This is a genomic window from Alsobacter soli (assembly GCF_003004785.1).
In the GTDB taxonomy this organism is placed as follows: Bacteria; Pseudomonadota; Alphaproteobacteria; order Rhizobiales; family Beijerinckiaceae; genus Alsobacter; species Alsobacter soli.
In genome coordinates this window covers 224043-243996 of sequence record NZ_PVZS01000002.1, presented here as the reverse complement: position 1 = coordinate 243996, position 19954 = coordinate 224043, and the positions used below count along the sequence as shown (strand labels likewise).

Annotated in this window: 18 protein-coding genes and 1 pseudogene; 8 read left to right on the top strand and 11 right to left on the bottom strand. The window is 64.8% G+C overall.

What is annotated here, in order from left to right; genetic code table 11:
- Positions 1 to 1391 precede the first annotated feature (1391 nt).
- From SLNSH_RS24465 to SLNSH_RS24460, 3 genes are all read right to left on the bottom strand, one after another.
- A complete protein-coding gene (locus SLNSH_RS24465) occupies positions 1392 to 2540 on the bottom strand; it encodes a YaaC family protein (protein ID WP_146140172.1) in 1149 nt (382 codons plus the stop codon).
- A gap of 80 nt (positions 2541 to 2620) precedes the next feature.
- Positions 2621 to 3277 (bottom strand): recombinase family protein, encoded by a 657-nt coding sequence (locus tag SLNSH_RS02705; protein ID WP_106335101.1) that lies wholly within the window; start codon positions 3275 to 3277, stop codon positions 2621 to 2623.
- 607 nt (positions 3278 to 3884) lie between these two features.
- Positions 3885 to 4451 carry a DUF6680 family protein gene (locus SLNSH_RS24460; RefSeq protein ID WP_146140171.1) on the bottom strand — a complete coding sequence of 189 codons (567 nt, stop codon included), beginning with the start codon at positions 4449 to 4451 and terminating at the stop codon, positions 3885 to 3887.
- A 478-nt stretch (positions 4452 to 4929) separates the two neighbouring features.
- On the opposite strand from SLNSH_RS24460, the pseudogene SLNSH_RS25685 reads away from it, so the two are divergent.
- A pseudogene (locus SLNSH_RS25685) lies at positions 4930 to 5103 on the top strand (hypothetical protein); the annotation flags it as partial.
- A gap of 63 nt (positions 5104 to 5166) precedes the next feature.
- Here SLNSH_RS25685 and SLNSH_RS24455 read toward each other — a convergent pair.
- The 4 genes from SLNSH_RS24455 to SLNSH_RS02685 all read right to left on the bottom strand — a co-directional run bounded on the left by SLNSH_RS24455 (position 5167) and on the right by SLNSH_RS02685 (position 8491).
- On the bottom strand, positions 5167 to 5457 hold the full coding sequence (locus SLNSH_RS24455; RefSeq protein ID WP_146140170.1) for a hypothetical protein: 291 nt from the start codon (positions 5455 to 5457) through the stop codon (positions 5167 to 5169).
- Between the two features lie 1215 nt (positions 5458 to 6672).
- Positions 6673 to 6924 carry a hypothetical protein gene (locus SLNSH_RS02695; RefSeq protein WP_106335099.1) on the bottom strand — a complete coding sequence of 84 codons (252 nt, stop codon included), beginning with the start codon at positions 6922 to 6924 and terminating at the stop codon, positions 6673 to 6675.
- 619 nt (positions 6925 to 7543) lie between these two features.
- On the bottom strand, positions 7544 to 8149 hold the full coding sequence (locus SLNSH_RS02690; protein WP_106335098.1) for a general stress protein: 606 nt from the start codon (positions 8147 to 8149) through the stop codon (positions 7544 to 7546).
- Between the two features lie 24 nt (positions 8150 to 8173).
- Complete coding sequence (locus tag SLNSH_RS02685; RefSeq protein ID WP_106335097.1) at positions 8174 to 8491, bottom strand: PepSY domain-containing protein; 318 nt, start codon at positions 8489 to 8491, stop codon at positions 8174 to 8176.
- 553 nt (positions 8492 to 9044) lie between these two features.
- Here SLNSH_RS02685 and SLNSH_RS02680 point away from each other — a divergent pair.
- From SLNSH_RS02680 to SLNSH_RS02665, 4 genes are all read left to right on the top strand, one after another.
- Positions 9045 to 9443 (top strand): DUF1622 domain-containing protein, encoded by a 399-nt coding sequence (locus SLNSH_RS02680; RefSeq protein WP_342587853.1) that lies wholly within the window; start codon positions 9045 to 9047, stop codon positions 9441 to 9443.
- Between the two features lie 201 nt (positions 9444 to 9644).
- Positions 9645 to 9851 (top strand): hypothetical protein, encoded by a 207-nt coding sequence (locus SLNSH_RS02675; RefSeq protein ID WP_106335096.1) that lies wholly within the window; start codon positions 9645 to 9647, stop codon positions 9849 to 9851.
- A 378-nt stretch (positions 9852 to 10229) separates the two neighbouring features.
- Positions 10230 to 10913, top strand: coding sequence for a 4-carboxy-4-hydroxy-2-oxoadipate aldolase/oxaloacetate decarboxylase (gene ligK / locus SLNSH_RS02670; protein WP_106335095.1), 684 nt, complete (start codon positions 10230 to 10232; stop codon positions 10911 to 10913).
- Between the two features lie 30 nt (positions 10914 to 10943).
- A complete protein-coding gene (locus tag SLNSH_RS02665; protein WP_106335094.1) occupies positions 10944 to 11723 on the top strand; it encodes a substrate-binding domain-containing protein in 780 nt (259 codons plus the stop codon).
- On the opposite strand, the gene SLNSH_RS02660 is transcribed toward SLNSH_RS02665, so the two are convergent.
- From SLNSH_RS02660 to SLNSH_RS02650, 3 genes are all read right to left on the bottom strand, one after another.
- Positions 11641 to 12828, bottom strand: coding sequence for an NAD(P)/FAD-dependent oxidoreductase (locus SLNSH_RS02660; RefSeq protein WP_106335093.1), 1188 nt, complete (start codon positions 12826 to 12828; stop codon positions 11641 to 11643). The two genes, SLNSH_RS02665 and SLNSH_RS02660, sit on opposite strands and share 83 nt — an antisense overlap.
- 11 nt (positions 12829 to 12839) lie before the next feature.
- Positions 12840 to 13892 carry a YeiH family protein gene (locus SLNSH_RS02655; RefSeq protein WP_106335186.1) on the bottom strand — a complete coding sequence of 351 codons (1053 nt, stop codon included), beginning with the start codon at positions 13890 to 13892 and terminating at the stop codon, positions 12840 to 12842.
- Positions 13893 to 14008: 116 nt separating this feature from the next.
- Positions 14009 to 15619 (bottom strand): TolC family protein, encoded by a 1611-nt coding sequence (locus tag SLNSH_RS02650; RefSeq protein ID WP_158266648.1) that lies wholly within the window; start codon positions 15617 to 15619, stop codon positions 14009 to 14011.
- 247 nt (positions 15620 to 15866) lie between these two features.
- Between SLNSH_RS02650 and SLNSH_RS02645 the strand changes: the two genes are divergently transcribed.
- The 3 genes from SLNSH_RS02645 to SLNSH_RS02635 are packed head-to-tail and all read left to right on the top strand — an operon-like array spanning position 15867 to position 18608.
- Positions 15867 to 16643 (top strand): hypothetical protein, encoded by a 777-nt coding sequence (locus tag SLNSH_RS02645; RefSeq protein WP_106335091.1) that lies wholly within the window; start codon positions 15867 to 15869, stop codon positions 16641 to 16643.
- A gap of 30 nt (positions 16644 to 16673) precedes the next feature.
- Positions 16674 to 18230, top strand: coding sequence for a MotA/TolQ/ExbB proton channel family protein (locus SLNSH_RS02640; RefSeq protein ID WP_106335090.1), 1557 nt, complete (start codon positions 16674 to 16676; stop codon positions 18228 to 18230).
- A gap of 18 nt (positions 18231 to 18248) precedes the next feature.
- Entirely contained in the window at positions 18249 to 18608 is a 360-nt protein-coding gene (locus SLNSH_RS02635; RefSeq protein WP_106335089.1) for a PilZ domain-containing protein, read from the top strand.
- On the opposite strand, the gene SLNSH_RS02630 is transcribed toward SLNSH_RS02635, so the two are convergent.
- On the bottom strand, positions 18605 to 19918 hold the full coding sequence (locus SLNSH_RS02630) for an HlyD family type I secretion periplasmic adaptor subunit (protein ID WP_158266647.1): 1314 nt from the start codon (positions 19916 to 19918) through the stop codon (positions 18605 to 18607). The two genes, SLNSH_RS02635 and SLNSH_RS02630, sit on opposite strands and share 4 nt — an antisense overlap.
- Positions 19919 to 19954: the final 36 nt, after the last annotated feature.

Genomic DNA, 19954 nt, shown 5'->3' with positions numbered 1-19954 from the left:
CCTGTTTGGGATGATGCAGAGCGGGACAGCTCAAAGAAAAAATAGCGATACATTATTTTGTACCGCTAACGCTAAGGCTGATCCCATTACTGAGCCGTGTCATACAGTAGCTGTTGCTATCGCTAAGCCTCTAATGTGTGATACTCATTATCATCAACAATGACTGCACTACCTAGGTCATACTGATGTTGTGCAACAGTGTTTACCTGGTGGTACTATAGTGTTTAACTGGGGCATAGGTTCGTGAGGTGGTGTTTATTGTTCTTGATCTTTTTCGCCTGATCCGGATGAGCCCAAGCCATTCCTCCTTGAGCAACGTAGCTTCACTCACGATAGCCTCTCCCTGACTCACAGAGCCCATACAGCGGCATTGCGGTGTTCCGGCTAGGGTGGGACCAGAGAGCAGCAGAACGGGGCTGTACGGCATTCCCTGCGTCAGCAGGAGGGTACAGCAACGGGCTATGCAGGGCTGAGCAGCAGGACAGAAACCCCGAGAGACGGATCAGCGATCTACCTTGCTCAAGGCGAGTGCTTCGGCAGGGGTTCAGCCTTAGGCACAGCGTCAGGGATAGCCCGAGTCGTAGTGCTAACAAAATACACGAAGGACAATCATACCCTCAGCTCAACCTAAGGTTATTCTGTTCATATGCATCAGTCATCAATCATAATGTCATTGAACCTGGTGGACCCGACGTTGAGCAACAGTGTTTAACCAAGAGTATAACCTATATGTCAGCCAGGGGTAGGGTTCAAGTGAGGGTGTTTATCTGATCCCTAATGATATACATATGTATTACCTATGTATTGCTATATAGTAATAATTATTATATGTTGTACTAATGTTATACGTATTGTTATACCTATGTTAAACAGGGGCTCTCCTTCGTAGAGGTGTACCTTTTTGCTCCGCCCCTATTCTCGGGCGTGTGTGGTTATTGGATAGGGCAGCGTCCAACCTCCCCAAACGCTCGGGAAGCCCAAGGGAATTCCTCAAGTTACGCCTCTGTGTATGTCCGCTACGCTGGCGTCTAACGCTAGGATATGCAAGGGAATTAAAAATACCCACACACAAGGGCTAACGTTAGAGCTAAGCTTTGAGCTGATCGAATGGATCACCGTATCCTAGTGCCATTTAGTTTATCCCACATGCATCCTGCTATGCCCATCCCTAATCTTACACATACAGCACTTTCCCGGCCCTCAGAGGCACCGTAGAAGCCCAACACGCCCAGCCCGCACCGTCACAGGTCGGACCCTCGCCTTGCCTGTGTACGGCATTCTCTGTAGCTCCTAGGGGCTATTCCGTTCTGCTGGTCAGCAATCCGTAAGCAATCCAAGCTGAACGTCCAGCTTCTCAGGTGAGACAGAGGGTCTAGCAGTATATGCTAGGGTCAACGCTCCAACGCGTAGTATGTGCCTGAAAACTCTGATAGAATTAAATGAGGCACCCGATCATCAGCGGCAGCCGCGAGTTCTTCGGCAGCTAGACCGATTGGCGTCGAACGTTCGACATCCTGAAGCCAGCGGTCCGGATAGTACCTAGCGTAATTACCGAGTATAAACAGAGCTGTATAGTAATATCCGAATTCGTTGAGCGGCTTCTTTTCTGGGTAGAACCAAGTTTCCTTTGTGTCGATTGTGATCGCGTTCGGCAACTCGACAACAATCCGGAAATTCTCGCCATACGTGATTGTCAACGCGCACCCGCTATCATATTCGCGCACCTCCAAGCATTCGTAGTCACTGGGCCTGAAAGCGATCGACCCATAGAACTTACTCAGAAGATTCGACTCGGTGGGATGAATCACGATCGTGATCTGATGCCTTTTCAAAGCGTCTCGGAATTCCCCCTGAACCGTGGTTCGTATGAACCCAAATGGAATACCGTGGTCTCCCAAAAACGAACTCATAGCGGGGATGCAGCGACAACATTCCAGGAACGAGATACCGGATTTGGGCAGTGGTGAAAGGGGCTCGTCGTTGCTCTGCAACAGAAGATGAAACCCTGTCACATGGTTTAGTGCCCGATGCTCCACGTATTTTCCGCCTAGAGGCGCTTCCCGCGCCGACCTGTGCCAGAGCTCAAAAGTCCCGAATGGCTGATTTTCCTTATTTCTGCTAGGAATTGCATAGAGCGCTGCTGCCGCTTTTTGCAACTCTATCTCAAGGCTACTCGATCGCTGTACGAAGTTCAGTCCGTGATGTCGATGCTGCTCCCTCGCTCGATCTAAACTGCTATTGCCGTCCTGCTTAAGCAGAATTTCTGCCAAAGCTAAGCTCATTATGGAATAGTACTGGAGTACCGGCTTTGTTGCGACTGTAACCGCGAGTGATGCATCTCTGTACTCCTTGGCTTGCCTCAAGCAGTATCTGATCTGTTCCGCTTGCTTTCCGGCATTTTGTCGGTGCTTGCGTGGAATGCGATGTCGCTCACATATGAGGTCGGTCACCATCGAGATGTTCTGATATTTGGCTAGTGCATTCCATCCATGCCGCCCAAGCTCGATTGAACGTAATGCCGAAAAACGTTGGACAGTCACTTAATCACCTTCTGGTTCGCAAGCAGTGGAATTGTATCGAAGACAACGCCCCACATTGGGCCAAATCAGTTTGGAAGAGACTACAAGCGATCTAGCACTCGTTTAACTGTTGCGGCTACCCAATCCCCACCTCTAGGCGTCTTGTACCCAAGGCCATTCAAAGCCCCAGCGATGTCCCTCAGGCTCTTCCCCGCGTCTCGCATGGGCCTGACCACGCCCTCTAGCTTCCGGGCCTCCTGTGTAGCTGTCTGAGCCCGTACGGTGTTGCGGCGCATCGTAGCGTCCCTCAGCCCGCCCAGCTTGGTCCCTCGTGCCTTGGCAGCCTGTAGAGCGTTCTTCGTCCTAGCCGAGATGAAGTCCCGTTCCTGCTCAGCCAAAGCCGCATAGATATGCAGAGCGAACTTGTCAGCCTGAGGCATAGAGGCAACCTTTAGCTGGACTTTAGGGTCATCCATAAGGGTTGAGATGAAGGATACCCTTCGGGATAACCGGTCTAGCTTGGCTACCAGAAGCTCAGCCCCCTTGTGCCTCCTGACCATATCCAGAGCCTTAGCCAGCTCAGGACGCTCATTGTCAGCACCACTCTCAATCTCAGTGAACTCAGCTAGGACCTCATACGGAACCTCAGTGTAAGCCTCTAGGAACAAGGCAATGTCCCGCTGCTGAGCCTCAAGCCCCAACCCTGACTTGCCCTGGTCCTTGGTGCTGACCCGGAGATACACAACGTAACGCTTCATGACCTGTGATCCCTTGTGCATGTGACAGCAGGGAATCAGGGCGCGTACGCTTTGTCAACGGACGTTGTGACTGTTACAGTCGTAATCAACTGGCCCGAGCGTCACCGGCTGAGGGAAAAGGAACAGCCCAGCCAACAATGTTTCGCCCCTGTCCTTTTTGTCTCACCGGCTCTCAAAGGCTGGAGCACCCTAGACGGGGGAAGAACACAAGCGTTTTCCCCTCCTAGAGGAAACACTATTTTCCACTATTTTTCTAAAGGGGCACCCCATAATGCTTACAATAGTGCAACGACTACACTAGTGACTCTTGTTATCCCTCTACATTCAGCTACACAGTCAAGGCACAGGTGAGTTGCCGAAGCGTTTTTCCAACGGCTGGACCTCTTGCTTAACTGGAATGGGGCTGAGTGTAATGTCTGTTGAAGTGTGGGTATGCAGCTATAACTTCATCATTGAATGGACTAAGGGCGGGCTATACCTGAAGATTGGGGAAAAGGGATTGGTTCTTCGCTAGGCAGAAGGCTAAGCCTAGGACTAAGGAAGCGGCTGAGCTTAGGGCCTAGCTGATAGACTCAGGGGAGGGCTGACCTAGGTTGCCCCTCCCTTGTCACTCCTTGGGATAAGTCCAACTCTCGCCGGGAGGGGGAGGATACTGAAAGACGAGAACAGGGAAGGGAACCTTACCCCTAAATATGTTCGCAAATCCGTTCCTGATTATGTGCTGCTCTTCCTCGACCAAGGCATGACCCTGAGGTGCATATATACCCCTCTCAATGTCCGCCTTACTAAAGTTGAATCCAAGATATTCAGAAATCGAAAACAAAAGCGATACCAACTTCGGTATTTGCTCGCCCTGCCAAGCATCTCTGTTGAGAGCTTGCTTCTCTTTGTCCCCAAAATGAGCCAGTAGATCATTCCACTCGTTTCGGATCGCTACCAACTTTGGCTTGGAGCCATAGAAAGTGATGGGAATGGCATTCAGAGCATCAACGTGTTTCGGAGCTAAGCGAGAAGCCCGGGTGGCCATTAAATCCTCGAACACGCGCATCTGCCGTGACCGGGCCTCAGAACGGCGCTCAACATACTTCTGAACTTGCACTGCAACGACAGGCCCAATGAGGGTAGCAAGCACAATGGCTGCGTCAGAAAGCCTGAAAAGAGCGTCGTCAGCCATCACAAGAGTCCCGTCGAATCAGTGCTGCAAGGACATTAGCCCGAGCCGGAAGCCACAACGTTTGGGACTTCCGTTATCCACAACGGCAAGCAGGATGAGGCTGCTTGAGGCATGACCACGAGGAAACGGCGGTTGCCCCTCCCCCTTGCCTCTTTGACACCGGACTTGTACACAAAGTCAGACAAGCGACCTGAAAAACCCTTGTTTTCTCAATGGTTAGCTGCTGGAAAAGCTGAGTTCAATCCTCTCCGGCAGCACCAGCTAACGTATTGCCCCTTCAACGATTTTTTCTGCCCGAGAGGGAGCGCTCTACGCCGGAGTGCGGCGCCGGCAGCACCAGCCCTTTCACCGGAAAGCGAGACGCAGCTTGGGTTGCGGGCCCCGCTTCGGTGCCCGGCGGTGGTGCACGGGGCCCTCTCCACGCCTCGTCCGACCAAGCACCCCAAGGACCGGCGTCCACTGGTAACGCAGGCGCGCGCCCGGCCGGCTGCGCCCGCTGATCGGCATGCGCGAGGAGAAGCGCAGCCTGCGCCACGGGCCCCGCACAGCCAAAAGGCTGCACGCCGAAGCGCACGCCGGGCTGGAGGCGGCCTTTCAGGCGGCCTGGGCCACGCGGAGCCCCCGCGTGGCGCGGCGGTCCGTACGGAATTGAACTAAATCAGCTCGGCGCCGCGACGCCGAGCGGACCCTGTCGCTTCCGAGGCCCGCTCGGCATTCAGTTCATGCGCTCTATCGCGACCTCCACCACGACCCCGTCCTGCACTTTCGCCCGTCCCGAGCGGCCCATGAACTGACGCCAGCTTTGGGCCGAAGTGGTGAACCGCCAATATTCGGGGCCCACCTGCGTGACCGAGATGGGTCGCTGGATCTGAGCGGCGACGTCCGGCGTCACGGCGATCGGGCGCCCGTCCGCGCCCGACCCCATGGCCACCAAGTACGCAGCTTCCCTCATTGCGGCCCGGACGGCCTCAGCGTTCTGGTGACCAATGCGGCGTTCGAGGGCCATGAGTTCGTCCAGCGCGATCGTGCGGTTCGGGTTCCGCCGGATCTCGTTTGCCGCTGCGCTCGCGCGTCGCGACGCCTTCCACGTTTCGTATGCAGCGAAGCTGGACACGGGCCAGAGCAAGAGCGTGAGGAGGCCGACCCCAAGCAGGGCGGCGGCCCTCTTCCGTGCGGTCCAGCGTCTCCGCCTGGCGGTTTCCATTTCCCCTTCCAGCAACCGTCGGCCGGGACCGACGGCGCAATTCGCGAAGCCGATGACGAGGTAAGCGGAAACGAGAACAGTCAGCAAAGGCAGGCTCCGTGGGCGCTTCGTGAATCGCCAGTCTAGCGCCCTCGATCCGCCGCGCCATGCGGAATGCCTCCGTAACGTAGCGGGGTATGCAAGCCGGTGAGGCGGCTATGGACCGGGCTGGCGTACAGGCCGCTGGGAAGCCCCCCTGAGCGCGCAAAAGGTCCGTCCTTCTCCGAGAAGCCACGGAACCGCGCCAAAGCGAGCGGCTCGGTGCGCCACCGTCGTCGACTGCTCAGCGAGCAAGTCTTGGCGCCTGCCTGAAAGTGCGCTGGACTGCCGAGCTCGGGCTTGGACCCTGGCCGCGGGCATGTCTCAATCGGGCGCGAATTCGCTAAGCCTTGTTCCGATCCGTCGCCGCCATCGGCGCCACCTTGCGCGGGCTCTTAAATAAAGCGCCGTCCATGGTGGAAGAAGCTTCATCCTCTCAGCCTCCAACGTTAAGCAACTCTCACGATTAACTCTGCCATCGCGCAGCTCTGAAACTCGCACGAAAGTGGTGCGGCTGGCCGGAACACGCACCCAGCTTCGGCGTTCCCACTGCACTGCTCTGCGGAGCGCATGGCAGCAAGGAGAAGGGCCAGCTCACCACGCCCTCGAGGCGAGTAGCCCTTCTCCTTTTTGCAATCGTCTCATCGCAACAGATGGGCGCCGCGCCGGCGCGGGCGCTCGTCGACGCCAACAGCACGCCGGCGCATCGGTGAACCCCAAAGCGCCCGATCGTCGTAGCAGAAGGAAGGTCCGGTGACGGACCACCGATCGGCTGCGGACAGCCCTAGAAAAATGGGCCGCCTCTTTTGGGAGGCGGCCCGATTACCGAGTGGGGCACATTCTCGGTATGGATTCTCAGTCCGCCACCTCAACGCTCCAGCTTGCCCCTTGTTCCCGGGGCGCCGGACAAACTCGCTGACCGACCGTTTGCACTTACTCTCAGTCGCAGCGCCGCACGCGACGGATGCGCACGTTCCCCCAATCATCCTCGCTGCGGATGGTGATCCAGCGGCACCCCCGATTGCCGTAATCATCTTCCCAACGACGCTGGCGCCAGTCTCGGCGGTAGCCATCCTCGTGGCGCCAGCCGCCTCTGTCCCAATCGCCTCCCCTGTCCCAGTCCTGCGCGAGCGCGGCGGTGGCCCCGGCGAGAGTTCCGAGCGCCGCGAGCGGAACGATGAGCTTCTTCATTGCCAGTCTCCAACTGTCGTCGTCCCCGCAGAACGTCGCCCGAGGACGCCAAGTTCCGGGCTGCAGGAAGCTCGGACTGGGGTAGACGAAGCGGCGCAAGGCGTGGCGGCATCCCGTGGGTTGTCTGCTGCCGGGCGGACCCGACCAGTCCCCTGAAGCGGGCCGAAGCGCCGCTGTTCCCTTCCACGCGACGGAAGGTCTGAACGTCGGCCGGCCTTCACACTCGGTATTCTCCCGAGCTCTACTGCGGCTTCCTGCGGCGGCCCGGGCCGCGGCCCGGTGGGCTACCCGGTCGCGTGCTCGCCGCAGGTCTTGTGCGTCCGGAGATCAGGCTCGGGCGTCGCCGTCACGGCGCCACGCAGAACATCCGATATACGGATGATGGTGGTTAGCTAGACATCGCCGCCCGTGAGCGGACGGCCAGAGCGCCGGCCCGTTGCGTCTTGGTGTGACAGACTGGTCGGTTCCCTTCGGAGCGATGGCGGGAACTGAGTCCCGTCCTGATCTTGGGCGATCTCTAGGGGCACATGATGCAAGCGCAAGGCCTTCGACACGCACGAAAGCCCCACAGCGCAGTGCTGCGGGGCTTCGTATTCCCGTCCATGCGGACGCGCCGGTATCAGACAGACCTGTAGAGCGCGCGCTCGCGTGCGATTTCGTCCGTCGTGTAGGCCGGCGCCGACGGATCGAAGGCCCGCCAGCCGCCCTGCTCGTAAGCCGCCCGCCGCGCGTTCACGTCGACCGACCTGTGGCGCTGCAGGATGGCCTGGGCTTCGCTGGCCCGCGCATCCTCCACCCGGGCGGTGACCAGGGCCCCGCCGCGCCGAACGCCTTCAGCGTAGGTGTGGGCGTCGCGCTCGGGCACGCCCGCGTCAGTCAACGCTCCGACCAATCCGCCCGCGGCGCCGCCCACAGCAGCGCCGGCGAGCGCGCCAGCGGCAGTCGAAGCCAGCCAGCCGGCGGCGACGACGGGGCCAAGTCCCGGAATGGCGAGCATGCCGAGGCCCGCCAGAAGGCCGCCTGCCCCTCCGAGGGCGGCTCCGATGCCCGCGCCCTTGCCCGCGTCGTCGGCCGCGTCGGAGGCGTCACCGCCCCGGTGCCACTTCTCCGTGTTGTTCGCGACCAGGCTCACGTCGGAATGCGGAAAGCCGGCGGCCTCCAAGGCGCTCACGGCGGCCGAGGCTTCGGTGTAGCTGTCGTAAAGAGCCGAAACGGTCTTCGTCATCGTCGTTCTCCTCCAGATCGGCGCTTACTTGGCGACCACGTTGCCCTGGTAATCGAGGCCCACGTCCATGGACTTCCCGCCCTTCGACGCCTTGCCGCGCCAGACGCCGTCCTTGTCCTTCGCCAGGTTCTTCACGTCGGAATAGCCAGCCGCCTCGATGCGCGACTTCGCCTGCCCTTCGGTGAAGCTGTTGGCGCCGGCGGCCGGAGCGCCGGGATTGTTGCCCTTATTCGTCGAGACGGCGGGCGTGCTCGGGTTGTGATTGGCGGGCGGCGAAGCCGATTGCGCCATGGCGGCGCCCGCAGTGAACACCAGCACGCTTGCGGCGAGGATATGCTTCATCGAATGGCTCCCTGAACGGTTCGAATGCGCCAAGAACGTCCTCCCGATCGCAACCGTTCCGGTCTCTTCGTTGATCTCTTGCGTATTTCGCCGCGGCGTAAACCCCGAAGCTGTCGCCGTTTTAGTTAACTCACCACCGGTTTCACGGCCGCCCGCGTCGCAGGCTTGCCAGGAGAGCTTCGCGGTTGGCTGCTGATACTGCGACGGGCGGCCCGTTCAGCCCGCCAAAGGACACAGGGTTCGAACGCGATATCCGCGCTTGCCGCTGCAAAGCCCCGGGGGAACCCATCGCATCGGCGCATTTGTGGGCCCGGGCGCACACCTGGAGGAATCCCCCTGGTCATTCGAACCAACACATCGCTGCTGATCGGTTTGATCGAGCGCAAAGATATTCGGGATCGATAGCGTTCGAATCGGCGGCCCCGGCCGTTTCAGAATCCACCGCCACGCATCAATTCCGCCCGGGCGACTGTTTCGCGGCGTACCGGCAACACAGGAACACGAGGGTCGCTTGGCCCGTTGCGCACGGGACCGTAGCGCAGGGAGGCCTCAAGTGCAGCCGGAAGTCGCCGGGCTGAAGGAACTCATCGACCCATGGATGCGCACGATTTCGGCGTGCATCGAAGCGGCCGGCGTCGGTCTCATGGTCCTGGGCGCCGTGATCGCGACGGTCTCGTTCCTATATGTGGGGCTGTTCACGGCAGGATGGCCCGATGCGTTCCGGCGCTACCGGGCGAACCTCGGCCGGGCGATCCTGCTCGGCCTGGAGTTGCTGGTCGCCGCGGACATCATCGGCACCGTGGCCGTCACTCCGTCGTTCCAGAACCTGGAGATCCTCGGGCTCATCGTCTTGATCCGAACCTTCCTGAGCTTCTCGCTCGAAGTCGAGATCGAGGGTCGCTGGCCTTGGCGCAAGGCCGCCGAAACGCCCACCAAAACCGACGAGCTGTAGGAAGCGGGAGAGCCGCGCCGAGATCGGGGCGTCGCCGGCGAACCCGAGCGCCCGCTTCGATTTCCCGGCCCGAGCGGCCGGGCGGCCTCGTCCAGGAGGCGCCGGTTGCGGAGCGGGTCTTCCACCCATCGAAACAAACCCGGCTCGCGTGCGTTATCGGCCCAAGGGCCAGGGCGGGCGCCATGAGCGGTTCAGGGTACCATGTTGCACAAGCGTTATCGCGAGCTCGCGGAGCGATGTCTCCAGCGCGTCAATCTCATGGAGGATGATGGAGACAAGGCCATGCTGCTGCGCATGGCCCAGACCTGGCTTCGCCTGGCGCGCCGCGAGGAGCAGGGCGACGGGGGCCACCGGGTTCCGGACGCGGAGGGGCTGCCAACGGTCCTGCACGATCCCGAGAAGCGCTGAATCCCAGGCTGCGGGGCGCCCGGGCGCGCCCCTCTGCTCCGCCGAGGAGGCTGAGCCCGCCTTGCGCCCCGTATCGCCCGCTCCGGCGCACGTCATTGCTGCACGGGATGCATGAACTCCCGGATTCGTATCATTACCTTCATGCCCTCGGGCTCCGCTAAGCCTTGTGCGAGCGAGAGAGGAATGTCGTCTTTGCTGACCGCGAGGGCGCCAGCGGGCCGCGATCGCGTCCTTGCGAGCCGGAAACGACGCGATCATGGCGACCTGGCGAGGGCCGGCTGGATTGCTTCGTCGCTGGGCTCCTCGCAATGACGGAGACAGCGAGCGGACAATGTGGAGGCGGGCTCCTCGCTCAGCTGGCCAACGGGGGAGAGGCGCATGCATGAGCTTGGCGTGGTGAAGCGGACCGTCGCGCGGGCGCCTGGTGAGGCCGTCACGCGGCTCAGCACATTCGGCGTGGCGACGGTCCACGAAGCCATGGGCCGCCTGGGCCTTATGAAGCCCTACATGCGACCGATCTACCCTGGGGCGCAGGCCTGCGGGACCGCCGTGACCGTGCTGCTCCATCCGGGCGACAACTGGATGCTGCACGTCGCGGCCGAGCAGATCCAGCCTGGCGACGTGGTCGTGGCCGCGGTCACGGCCGAGTGCACGGATGGGTATTTCGGCGACCTGCTCGCCACGAGCTTCAAGGCGCGCGGGGCGAAGGGGCTGGTCATCGACGCCGGGGTCCGAGACGTCCGCGCCCTCACCGACATGGGCTTCCCCGTGTGGAGCAGGTGCGTGTCCGCGAAAGGCACCGTGAAGGCGACGGTCGGGTCGGTGAACGTCCCGGTGGTCTGCGCCGGCGCGCTGGTCGAGGCCGGAGACGTGGTCGTGGCCGATGACGATGGCGTCGTGGTCATACCCTCGGCATGGGCTTCCAGGGTCGCCGAAGCGGCCGCCGCGCGCGAGGCGAACGAGGAGGGGAAGCGCGCCAAGCTGGCGTCCGGAACGCTGGGACTTGATCTGTACGGCATGCGCGAGCCCCTGGCGAAGGCGGGGCTGCGCTACATCGACTGAGGCCTCCCCTCCACCGCAGGCGGCGCGCCCATGCCGGACACGCTCACGATCATCTCCTCCATGGCGACGCGCCGCATCCTGGCCGAACACGCCGGCTCGGCGGCCCAGGATGCGGGACTGCAGACGAAGTTGCACGCCATGGGAGGCGTGGACGCCCTCGCCCGGCTGCGTAGGGGCGAGGCGGCCGACGTCGTCGTGCTCGCCGACAGCGCCATGGCGGCTCTGGAGCAGGAGGGCGTCGTGGCCGCGGGAACCCGGACGCCCTTCGCCCGCTCCGAAGCGGCCGCGGCCGTTCCCGCGGGACGCCCGCATCCGGCGATCGGGGACGAGAACGCGCTGAGGCAAGCCGTCACCGACGCCCGCGCCATCGGCTACTCGACGGGTCCGAGCGGCCAGCAACTCGTCTCGCTCTGGCGCGCCTGGGGCATCCTCGAGGCGATCAGGGATCGCCTGGTGCAGGCCCCACCGGGCGTCCCCGTGGGGCAATTGCTCGCGACGGGAGCCGTCGAGCTCGGCTTTCAGCAGACGAGCGAGTTGATGGACATTCCGGGGGTGGAGATCGTGGGGATGCTTCCGTCCTCGCTTGGCCTCGCGACCGTGTTCGAAGCCGGGATCTCCACCCGTTCTCGCCACGAGCGCGAGGCCAGCGCGTATGTGTCTTCGCTGCGGGCGCCGGCGGCCCACGACATCATCCGTCGCGGCGGCATGGAGCCGCCTGACTGCGGGATCAGGCTTGAGCCGCCTCGCTGGTCCCGGCGAGGTCGATGGGAATCGCCCGGCGCGCCAGCATGTGGCTGCGCGGGGCGTTGATGGAGTCCACCGCGAGCAGCCGGCCAGCGCGGCGATACTCAACGCTGAAAGAACCGGAATCCGGTTCTCCCTGCACGAGGCTGGAATCGTGGCCCTCGGAGAGCCCCGCGATCTGCAGCTTGACGTCGAACTGGTCGGACCAGAACCAAGGCACGGGGTCATACAGCACGGGCGCGCCCGCCATGGCGGCCGCAGCGGCCTTGGCCTGGTCGATCGCGTTCTGGACGGATTCGAGCCTGACCCGACGGCCGTAGAGGCGACTCGGGAAGTTCGCGACATCCCCGGCGGCGTAGACGTCCGGCGCGGCGGTGCGGGCGAAGGCGTCCACCACCACCCCGTCGGCGACGTCGAGACCAGCCTCAGCCGCGAGTTCGACATTGGGAACGCCGCCTACGGCGACGAGGACGATGTCCGCCGGCAGTGTGCTGCCGTCGACCAGCGTCACGCCGGTCGCCCGGTCCGCCCCCTCGATCGCCTCGACCCGGGCCTCCGTCAGGATTCGAACGCCCGCGCGGGCGTGCCGGGCCTCGAAGAAGGCGGACACCACGGGCGAGACCACGCGGGACAGGACGCGCGGCGCCGCTTCCAACACCACGACGTCAAGTCCGAGGGCGCGCGCCTTGGCGGCCGCCTCCAGCCCGATATAGCCAGCGCCGATCACCACCAGCCGGGCTCCGGGGCGGAGCTCGGCCCTGAACGCCTCGACGTCCCGGATGGCGCGCACATGGTGCACGCCGGCGAGGTTCGTCCCGCGCAGCGGGAGCGGGCGGGGGCGCATGCCCGTGGCGATCAGAAGCCGGGAGTAAGGCCAGAGACGCCCATCCGAGGTTTCCACCTCCCGGTCGCGCAGCCGGATGGCGCCGACCGGCTGGCCGAGGCGCAAATCAGCGCCCTGCTCCTCGTAGAAGTCTCGCGCCTTCAGTTCGAGCCGGTCGGCCGTGGTCTCGCCGGCCAGGAAGGCCTTCGACAAGGGAGGGCGCTGGTAGGGAGCGTGCGGTTCGTCGCCGAAGATCAGGATCGGAGTGGCTTCGCCAAGCTGCCGCAAGCTGGCGATCGCCTGCGCGGCGCTCTGGCCGGCTCCGATGATGACGATGGGCGGGGACATGCGATGGCGGCTCAAAGAGGCAGATGCTGAACGAGGATGTAGCTCATGACGGCCAGGGCCAGAATGGAAAGCGTCACGGCCGCGGTGGCGCGGGCGCCAACCTTGCGCAACTGCCCGAGGTCCACGCCCAAACCCAGCGCCGCCATGGACAGGACGGTGAGCACGGTCGTCACGACCCTGATCGGGCCCAGGGCCGCATCGGGCACTCCGCCGAGGGAACGCAGGACAGCCAGCGCCACGAAGCCGACCACGAACCAGGGTACGAAGCGCCAAACGCTGGCCCTCGGGGCGGGGCCCGCGCTGCCGTCATTGGCGCGGAGGCGCCGGACGAGCGCGGCGCCGAACACCACGGGCCCCAGCGCCAACACGCGCACGAGCTTGACGAGGGTTCCGAGCTGCGTCGCAACAGGGCCGACCGGGACCGTGGCGGCCAGCACCTGCGGGACCGCATAGACGGTCATGCCCGCCAGGGCGCCGTAGCGCACCTCGTTAAGCTGCAGCACGGCCGCGGCCACCGGGAGGGTCAGCACGACGATGACGCCCAGGATGGCCGTGAAGGCAATGGAGGAGGCGATGTCCTCCGCGTCCGCCTCGATGACCGAGGCCACGGCCGCGATGGCCGAATTGCCGCAAATCGCGTTCCCGCAGGCCACCAGCACGCTCATGGTCGGGCTCAGCCCCAGCAAGCGGCTCACCCCATAGCCCAGCGCGAGAGCGAGCACCACGAGGCCGATCACGCCAGCCAGCAACGGCGCGCCGGCGGCCGCGAGCGCGGCAGAGCTCAGGGACGCGCCCAGCAACATGACGGCGATCTCGAGCAGGGTCTTGCCGCTGAAGACAATCCCCTTGGCGTAGGCGCGCCCGGGCGTCCAGAGCGTGCGCACCACGGTCCCGCCGAGAATGGCGAAGACGAGCGCCTCCACGTAGCCGTGTCCGAGAAGGCGCTCCTCGCCCCACTGGAGCGCATAGGCGAGCAGGCTGATGGCGCCGCAGAGCAGAACGCCCGGCGCAAGTTCGGCGATGGTGGAGAAGACGGCCGAGCGAGGCCGGGGGGCGGACAACATGGCGCGCACCTTGCAGCGGCGGGCCTGCCGGAGCAAGGGCGTGTCCAGCCGCTCAGGCCCATCCTGCCGGCGCGCAGCGACGGGCTGCCATGCGTCCGAAGCTGCGCGGCCAAGACTCAGGCTTTGCGCTTCCTGGGAGAAGCTGGGGCCCGGGCCAAGGGCGCCTTGTCGTTATTCTCCAGGGCCGTCGCCAGCCGGCCGACGGACTTCAGGATAGTCAGCTGCGCCTTCTGTTCCTGGTAGGCGTTGGTGACCTGGTTGTAGCGAGCCGTGTAGTAGGACGACTGCACCTCCAGGAGCTCCAGAAGGCTGCGCTTGCCGCCCTGGAACTGCTCGCGGTAGAGCGACCGCGCCTTGGCGCTGGAGGCCACGCCTTCCGACAGGCCTGCGGCCTTGGCGCGGGCCGCGGCCAGTTGCAGGTAGGCCTGGCGGATGTCCGCTTCCACGTCCTGCTTCTCCGAGACGAGCTTCATCTCGGCCTGGGTCACCCGGGCGCCCGCCTGCTCGCGCTTGGCGAAGGACAGCCCGCCATCCGCGAGCTTGTAGGTCATGGTGAGCATGAGCCGCAGCTCGACATCCGTCCGGGTGTTCTGGCCGCGGAAGTTCTTCGAGTCCGCCTGCCCCTCGGCGCTGATCTTGGGCAGGTCGCCGAGCCTGAGGGAGTCCGCCTCGGCCCGGGCGGACTGCACGGTCGTGACCGCGCTCAGGATGCGCGGGCTGCGCTTGATCGCCTCGTCGAAGGCTGCGTTGGAGTTGGCGGGCAGCGCCGCCCGGAGGTCCGGCGCCTTGCGCAGGGCGCCGGGCTCGGCCTGAACGAGGCGCTTGAACCGCTCGATGGCGAGCTTGGTCTCGTAGTCCTGGTCGACCACGATGGCCTCCGCGTCCGCGACGCGCGCCTGCACGCGCTTCAGGTCGGCCTGCGTGCCGTTGCCGTTCTGCTCGTTGCGATTGATGAGCGAGGCGATGCCCTTCAGGGATTCCAGGTTGTCCTTGGCGAGGGCCAGCAGTTCGCGGCTCTGCTGCAGGCTGGCGTAGGCCTGGGCGGCGGACAAGGCCACGTCCTCCACCGTCGCCATGCCCTTCAGGGCCTGGGAGTCTCGGGTCTTCACGGCGCGTTCCACATCCGCCGAGGTCGCGCCGAAGTCATAGAGCAGCTGGGTGCCGGCCATGTTGGAGTCCGTGCGCCAGGCGCCTGTGGCGTTGCGGTTGTCCCAGTACTTGATCGGCACGTTGGTCTTGGTCAGCTTGTCGGCTCCGATCACGGTCCGGGAAGACGCGCGATAGAGCCCGTCGACGCCTTCCCCGCTGCCGCCGCTCACCTCCACCTTCGGGAAGAAAGGCGCCCTGGCCACCGAAACGCCGGCCTCGGCTTCGCTGGTGAGGGCGGAGGCGAGCCCGATCTGCGGGCTCCGCGCCAGGGCGCGACGCACCGCCTCCCCCATGCTGAAGTTCTGGGCGAGCTCCGGCCCGTTCGTCCCCGCTTCGGGGCTGAGAGAGGCGGTGTCGACCGGCTCGTTGATGGAGGGCGGGATCGTAAGGTCCCGCTTCGCGGACTTTGCGGGGGCGCTCGGCGACGCCGCCGGAGGGGGCCCCGCGCTGGCGTCCAGCCCGGACGAACAGGCGGGGCGCGGCGTCGCCTCGTCGGCCGCCGCGCAAGCCTTCCACTGGGGAGTGGATTTGCACCCCGCCAGCGCCGCCGCGATGGCCAAGGCGCAGGCCGGCCTCACGGCCCGCCTCGCCGTCCCAGCCCAGGCCTTCCGGATCCAGCTTGGTGTAGTGGGGCTCATCAGCAACCCTAACTTTTGGTAAATGTAAGTTTGATATTCAGTATGTGTGGTTAACAAAGCTCTAAGGGACTTGGGCCGGCGGCAGCGATCGAGTCTCGCCCACCCTCAATCCGGCCGATGATTCGATTGATAATTATTAACCTATATGTCGTACCGATTTGTCGATTGTTAATTGACGGGACGCGCCATGGCCCATTCCGGCGGAGCCGAAGAAGAGAATTACTGGCCTGGGTACGTCGACGCCCTGACCACCATGCTCATGGTCCTGACCTTCGTGATGATGGTGCTGGGCATCGTGGTGTTCACCCTCTCCCAGAACGTCTCGAAAAACCTGGTGCAGGCGATGGCCAAGGCGGCCCAGGTGGACACCAGCGAGCTTGCGTCCTCGACGCCTGACGAGATGCAGAAGGCCGTGCTCACGGCCATCGCCGAAAAGGTCGGCCATGGGCCCCAGCAGGCGCAGGACGCCGCGGCCCTGCGCACCACCGCGCCCGCCTCTGGCGGCGAGGCGAAAGCCGAGGCGGCGGACGCCGCGGTCGCGATGCGGCAGCCCGCTCCCCAGCCGGGCGCGGGCTCCGAGACGCACACGGGGGTGCAGATCCTGCAGGAGACGGCCGCCGCCCCCGCTCCCGACCGCCGCGAGGCCGAGCTGCGCGCCAGCGCCAGCGATCTTCAGATCCTGTTCCGCAACGGGTCCGTGCAGCTGGACGAGCGGAACATGGGCGCGCTCGACGCGTATGTGGGCGCGTCCAGGGCCGCGCGGTACGTGGTGCGCGGGGTCGCGGGCGCGCAGGCGGGCGGGGCCACGGAGGCGCGCCGGCGCGCGTACTACCGCGCCATGCTCGTGCGCGCGCGCATGGTCGCGCGCGGGATCCCGGCCGAGCGCGTGACCGTGCAGGTGCGCGACGCCCAGCCCGGCCTCACGCCCGACGCCGTGGACGTCCTCACACACCAGGGCTCGTGAGCCCCGACCCTTCTCAGCGAGCGGATCACCATGACGAGAACCATCTGGATACAGGCCCTGCGAATCGCCCTGGTGTTCGCAGCCCTGGCGGCGCTGGCGACCTGGCAGCACCACTTCATCCTGGCCGGGCTGAAGTCGAACCCCTACCTCAACGCCCTGATCATCGGCGTCTTCGCCTTCGGGTCGCTGCTGGCCATGGGCAACCTGGCCGGCCTGCGCAACGACGTGCGCGCCTTCTCGGCCCTGAAGAGCGTCTATGACGACGTCCAGGCCGAGCGCCTCAATCCCGACCACGACCGGCGCCGGCAGCTGGCCCGCTGCCTCGAGCCCGGGATCGTGTACCGCTCGCCCGAGCTGTTCGGCCACGTGTTCGACCTGACGCTGGAGGAACTGCTGCGCACCAGGCACATGCGCATCTCGGTCGCGACCATGCAGCACCTGATCTCCGCGATCGAAAGCCGCATGGCCCACCGCCGGTCCCTGATGGGCTACCTCACCGGCCTTTGCGTGTTCCTGGGCCTGATCGGCACCTTCATCGGCCTGATGGAGATGGTGGGATCGGTCGGCGGCATCATCGGCGGCCTCGCCCAGGGCGACTCGGCCTCGGCCGAGTCCATGAAGCGCCTGATCCACGACCTCGAGGCGCCGCTCACCGGCATGGCCACCGGCTTCTCGTGCTCGCTGTTCGGCCTGTTCAGCTCACTGATGCTGGGCCTCTTCAGCCGCTTCGTGAACTCAGCTGGCGACTCCGTGAAGAACGAGTTCGAAGCCTGGCTGGCGGGCATCTCCCAGATCGAGACCCGCCAGGTGGAGAGCCAGTCCCAGGGCGAGCTGGCCGCGGCCGGGAGCCCCGCCGCAGCAGGCCTCGGCCTGGCGGTTTCGCCTGACCTCGCGGCCTCCATGCGTCGCCTCGCGGAGCGGCAGGACGCCCAGGCGGAGCTGCTCGACCGCGTGTGCCGCCTGCTCGACCGCGCCGCCCACAATGACAGCGCGGCCCTTCATGCGCTGTCGCGGACCGAGGCGCTTCACGAAGAGGTCGCCCGGCTGCGCGAGGACGTAGCCCGGCAGAGCCAAGCGATGCAGCAGACCGCCCTGTCCGGGTTCGACCAGATCGCCAGGCTCGCGCGCGAGCAGCAGGAGAGCTCCTTGCGGGAGCTCTCCGAAGTCGCCGCCTCCCAGGCCCAGGCCCGCGCCACGCTGCGCCAGATCCAGGCGGAGCTCGGCGCTCGCGCCACCGAGCCGCTCGCCGCCGGCGCCATAGCCCAGGCCGTCACAGCCGGGGTCGGAGACCTGGCGAGCGCCCTTGACGGAAGCCTCCGTCACGTGGCTGGCGAGCTCGCGCGACTCTCGGACGAGCAGCGGGCGACCACGGCCGCCCTGGCTCAGGGCGCGCCGGATCATCTCGCCACCGAGCTGCGGGGCGTCGGCCGGTCGCTCCAGAACGGGCTGCAGGAAGGATTCGCCGAAATGGCCCAGTCTTTCGAGCACGCTTTCCAGGCTTATGCCGGCCTCGTCCAGCACATCGCCCAGCGCGAAGCCGAGCAGCCGTCCCAGCGCGCGCCGGCGCCCGCCCGTCGGCCGGCCTGACCAAGGGAGACAGGATCCATGACCAAGCAGCAGAATTCCGCGTTCCCTCCCCTGTTCTCGGCCTTCCAACGGGGAGGCGTCCTGAAGCGCGCCCACCCGCGCCACGCGTGCCGGATGGCAGCCGAGCTCGAAATGCCCGAGAAGGCGCTCGTCCTCGATGGGATGCTGCTCGAGATTTCGCGGAGCGGCGCCCTGTTTCGTGAAGCGTCCCGCTACATCCTCGACCGGCGAGGCGCCAAGGTGAGCCTGCACGTCGCCGGCCTCGCCCTTTCGGGCTCGATCGTGAACGTGTCGCCCATGGGCTACGGCATCCGCCTCGACCAGCTGGTGGACGAAGCGGACCTCGGCGACCTTCTCAGGATGCCCAACGCCGCCTAGCGGCGCAGCGCGTTGTCGCGCAGGTAGCGCAGGGGCCGCAGCAAGGTCGACAGGATCGAGCGGCGGCCCGAGAGGATGTCGACGTCCGCGGTCATGCCTGGGACGACCGGCTTGTCCGGCCCGAAATTGGCGGATGCGGCCTCCAGCCGGACCCGGTAATAGGGCTGGCCCCGCTCGTCCTGCAGGATGTCGGGGGAGACCTCGATCACCTTGCCCTTGAGGCCGCCGAAATCGGTGTAGTCGTAGGCGCTCACCTTGACGATGGCGGGCAGGCCCGGCCAGACCTCGGCGCGGTCATTCGGGGAAATCCGAGCCTCGACCACGATGGCCGCGTCGACCGGGACCAGGACGGCCAGGGGCTCGCCCGACTTCACCACGCCCCCAATGGTGGAGACGTGGAGCTTGTTCACGACGCCGTCCGTGGGCGCCAGCACGTCCGACCGCTGGCTGCGGTCTTTCAGCGCCGTCGCGCTCTCGCGCAACTTGGCCAATTGCAGGGCGACGTCGGTGGCCTCGCGCCCGGCGTCGGACTGAAAGCGCAGCTTCATTTCCGATTCGCGCCGCACGAATTCGGACAGCGCCGATTCGGCGCGCGGAATCTCGTGGGTCAGGTCCGACATCTTGCTCTCGACCTGCTGCAGGACCCGTTCGTTGTCGAGCAGGTCGTTGGAGGACACCGCGCCCATGCCGGCGAGGCGCCGGAGGTTCTTGACCCGCTGCAGCACGAGGTCGCGCTCGCGCACCGTGCTGGTCCAGCGCGATTTCAGCTCCGCCAGTTCAAGCTCCTTCTGCCTCTTCTGCTCGACGACAATAGCGAGCTGCTCGTCCAGGGTGCGGCGGCGGCTGTCGTAGAGCGCCGTCTCTTGCTGCACGAAGCTTTCGGCCGCTCCCGTGAGCCCGGCGGATGGCGCGAAGGGCGCCCCCGCCGTCTCCGCGTTCAGTCGGGCCAGCTTCAGCTCGCGCGCCGCGATCTCGATCTCGGCCTGCTGCAGCTCGGCGCGCGAGAAGCTATTGTCGATCCGCAGGAGCGGCGCGCCCTTTTCGACCCGATCGCCTTCGCGGACGAAAATGTCGGTGACGATGCCGCCCTCGAAGTGCTGGACGGTCTGGTTCTGGACTTGCGGAACGACGCGGCCCGAACCGCGCGTCACCTTGTCCAGGTCCGTGAGGCTCGCCCAAACGATGAGGGCCGCCACGCCCGCGGCGCTCGCGGCGATGAAGCTCGCCTGCGCGCGGTTGGCGATGCGGTCGCACTGGCGTGGATAGGGCAGATCGACGGAGGTCGGCGGGGAAAAATTGGGCGCGGGCATGGGTGCACTCGAAAGGGACGAGCCCATCCTGCCCAA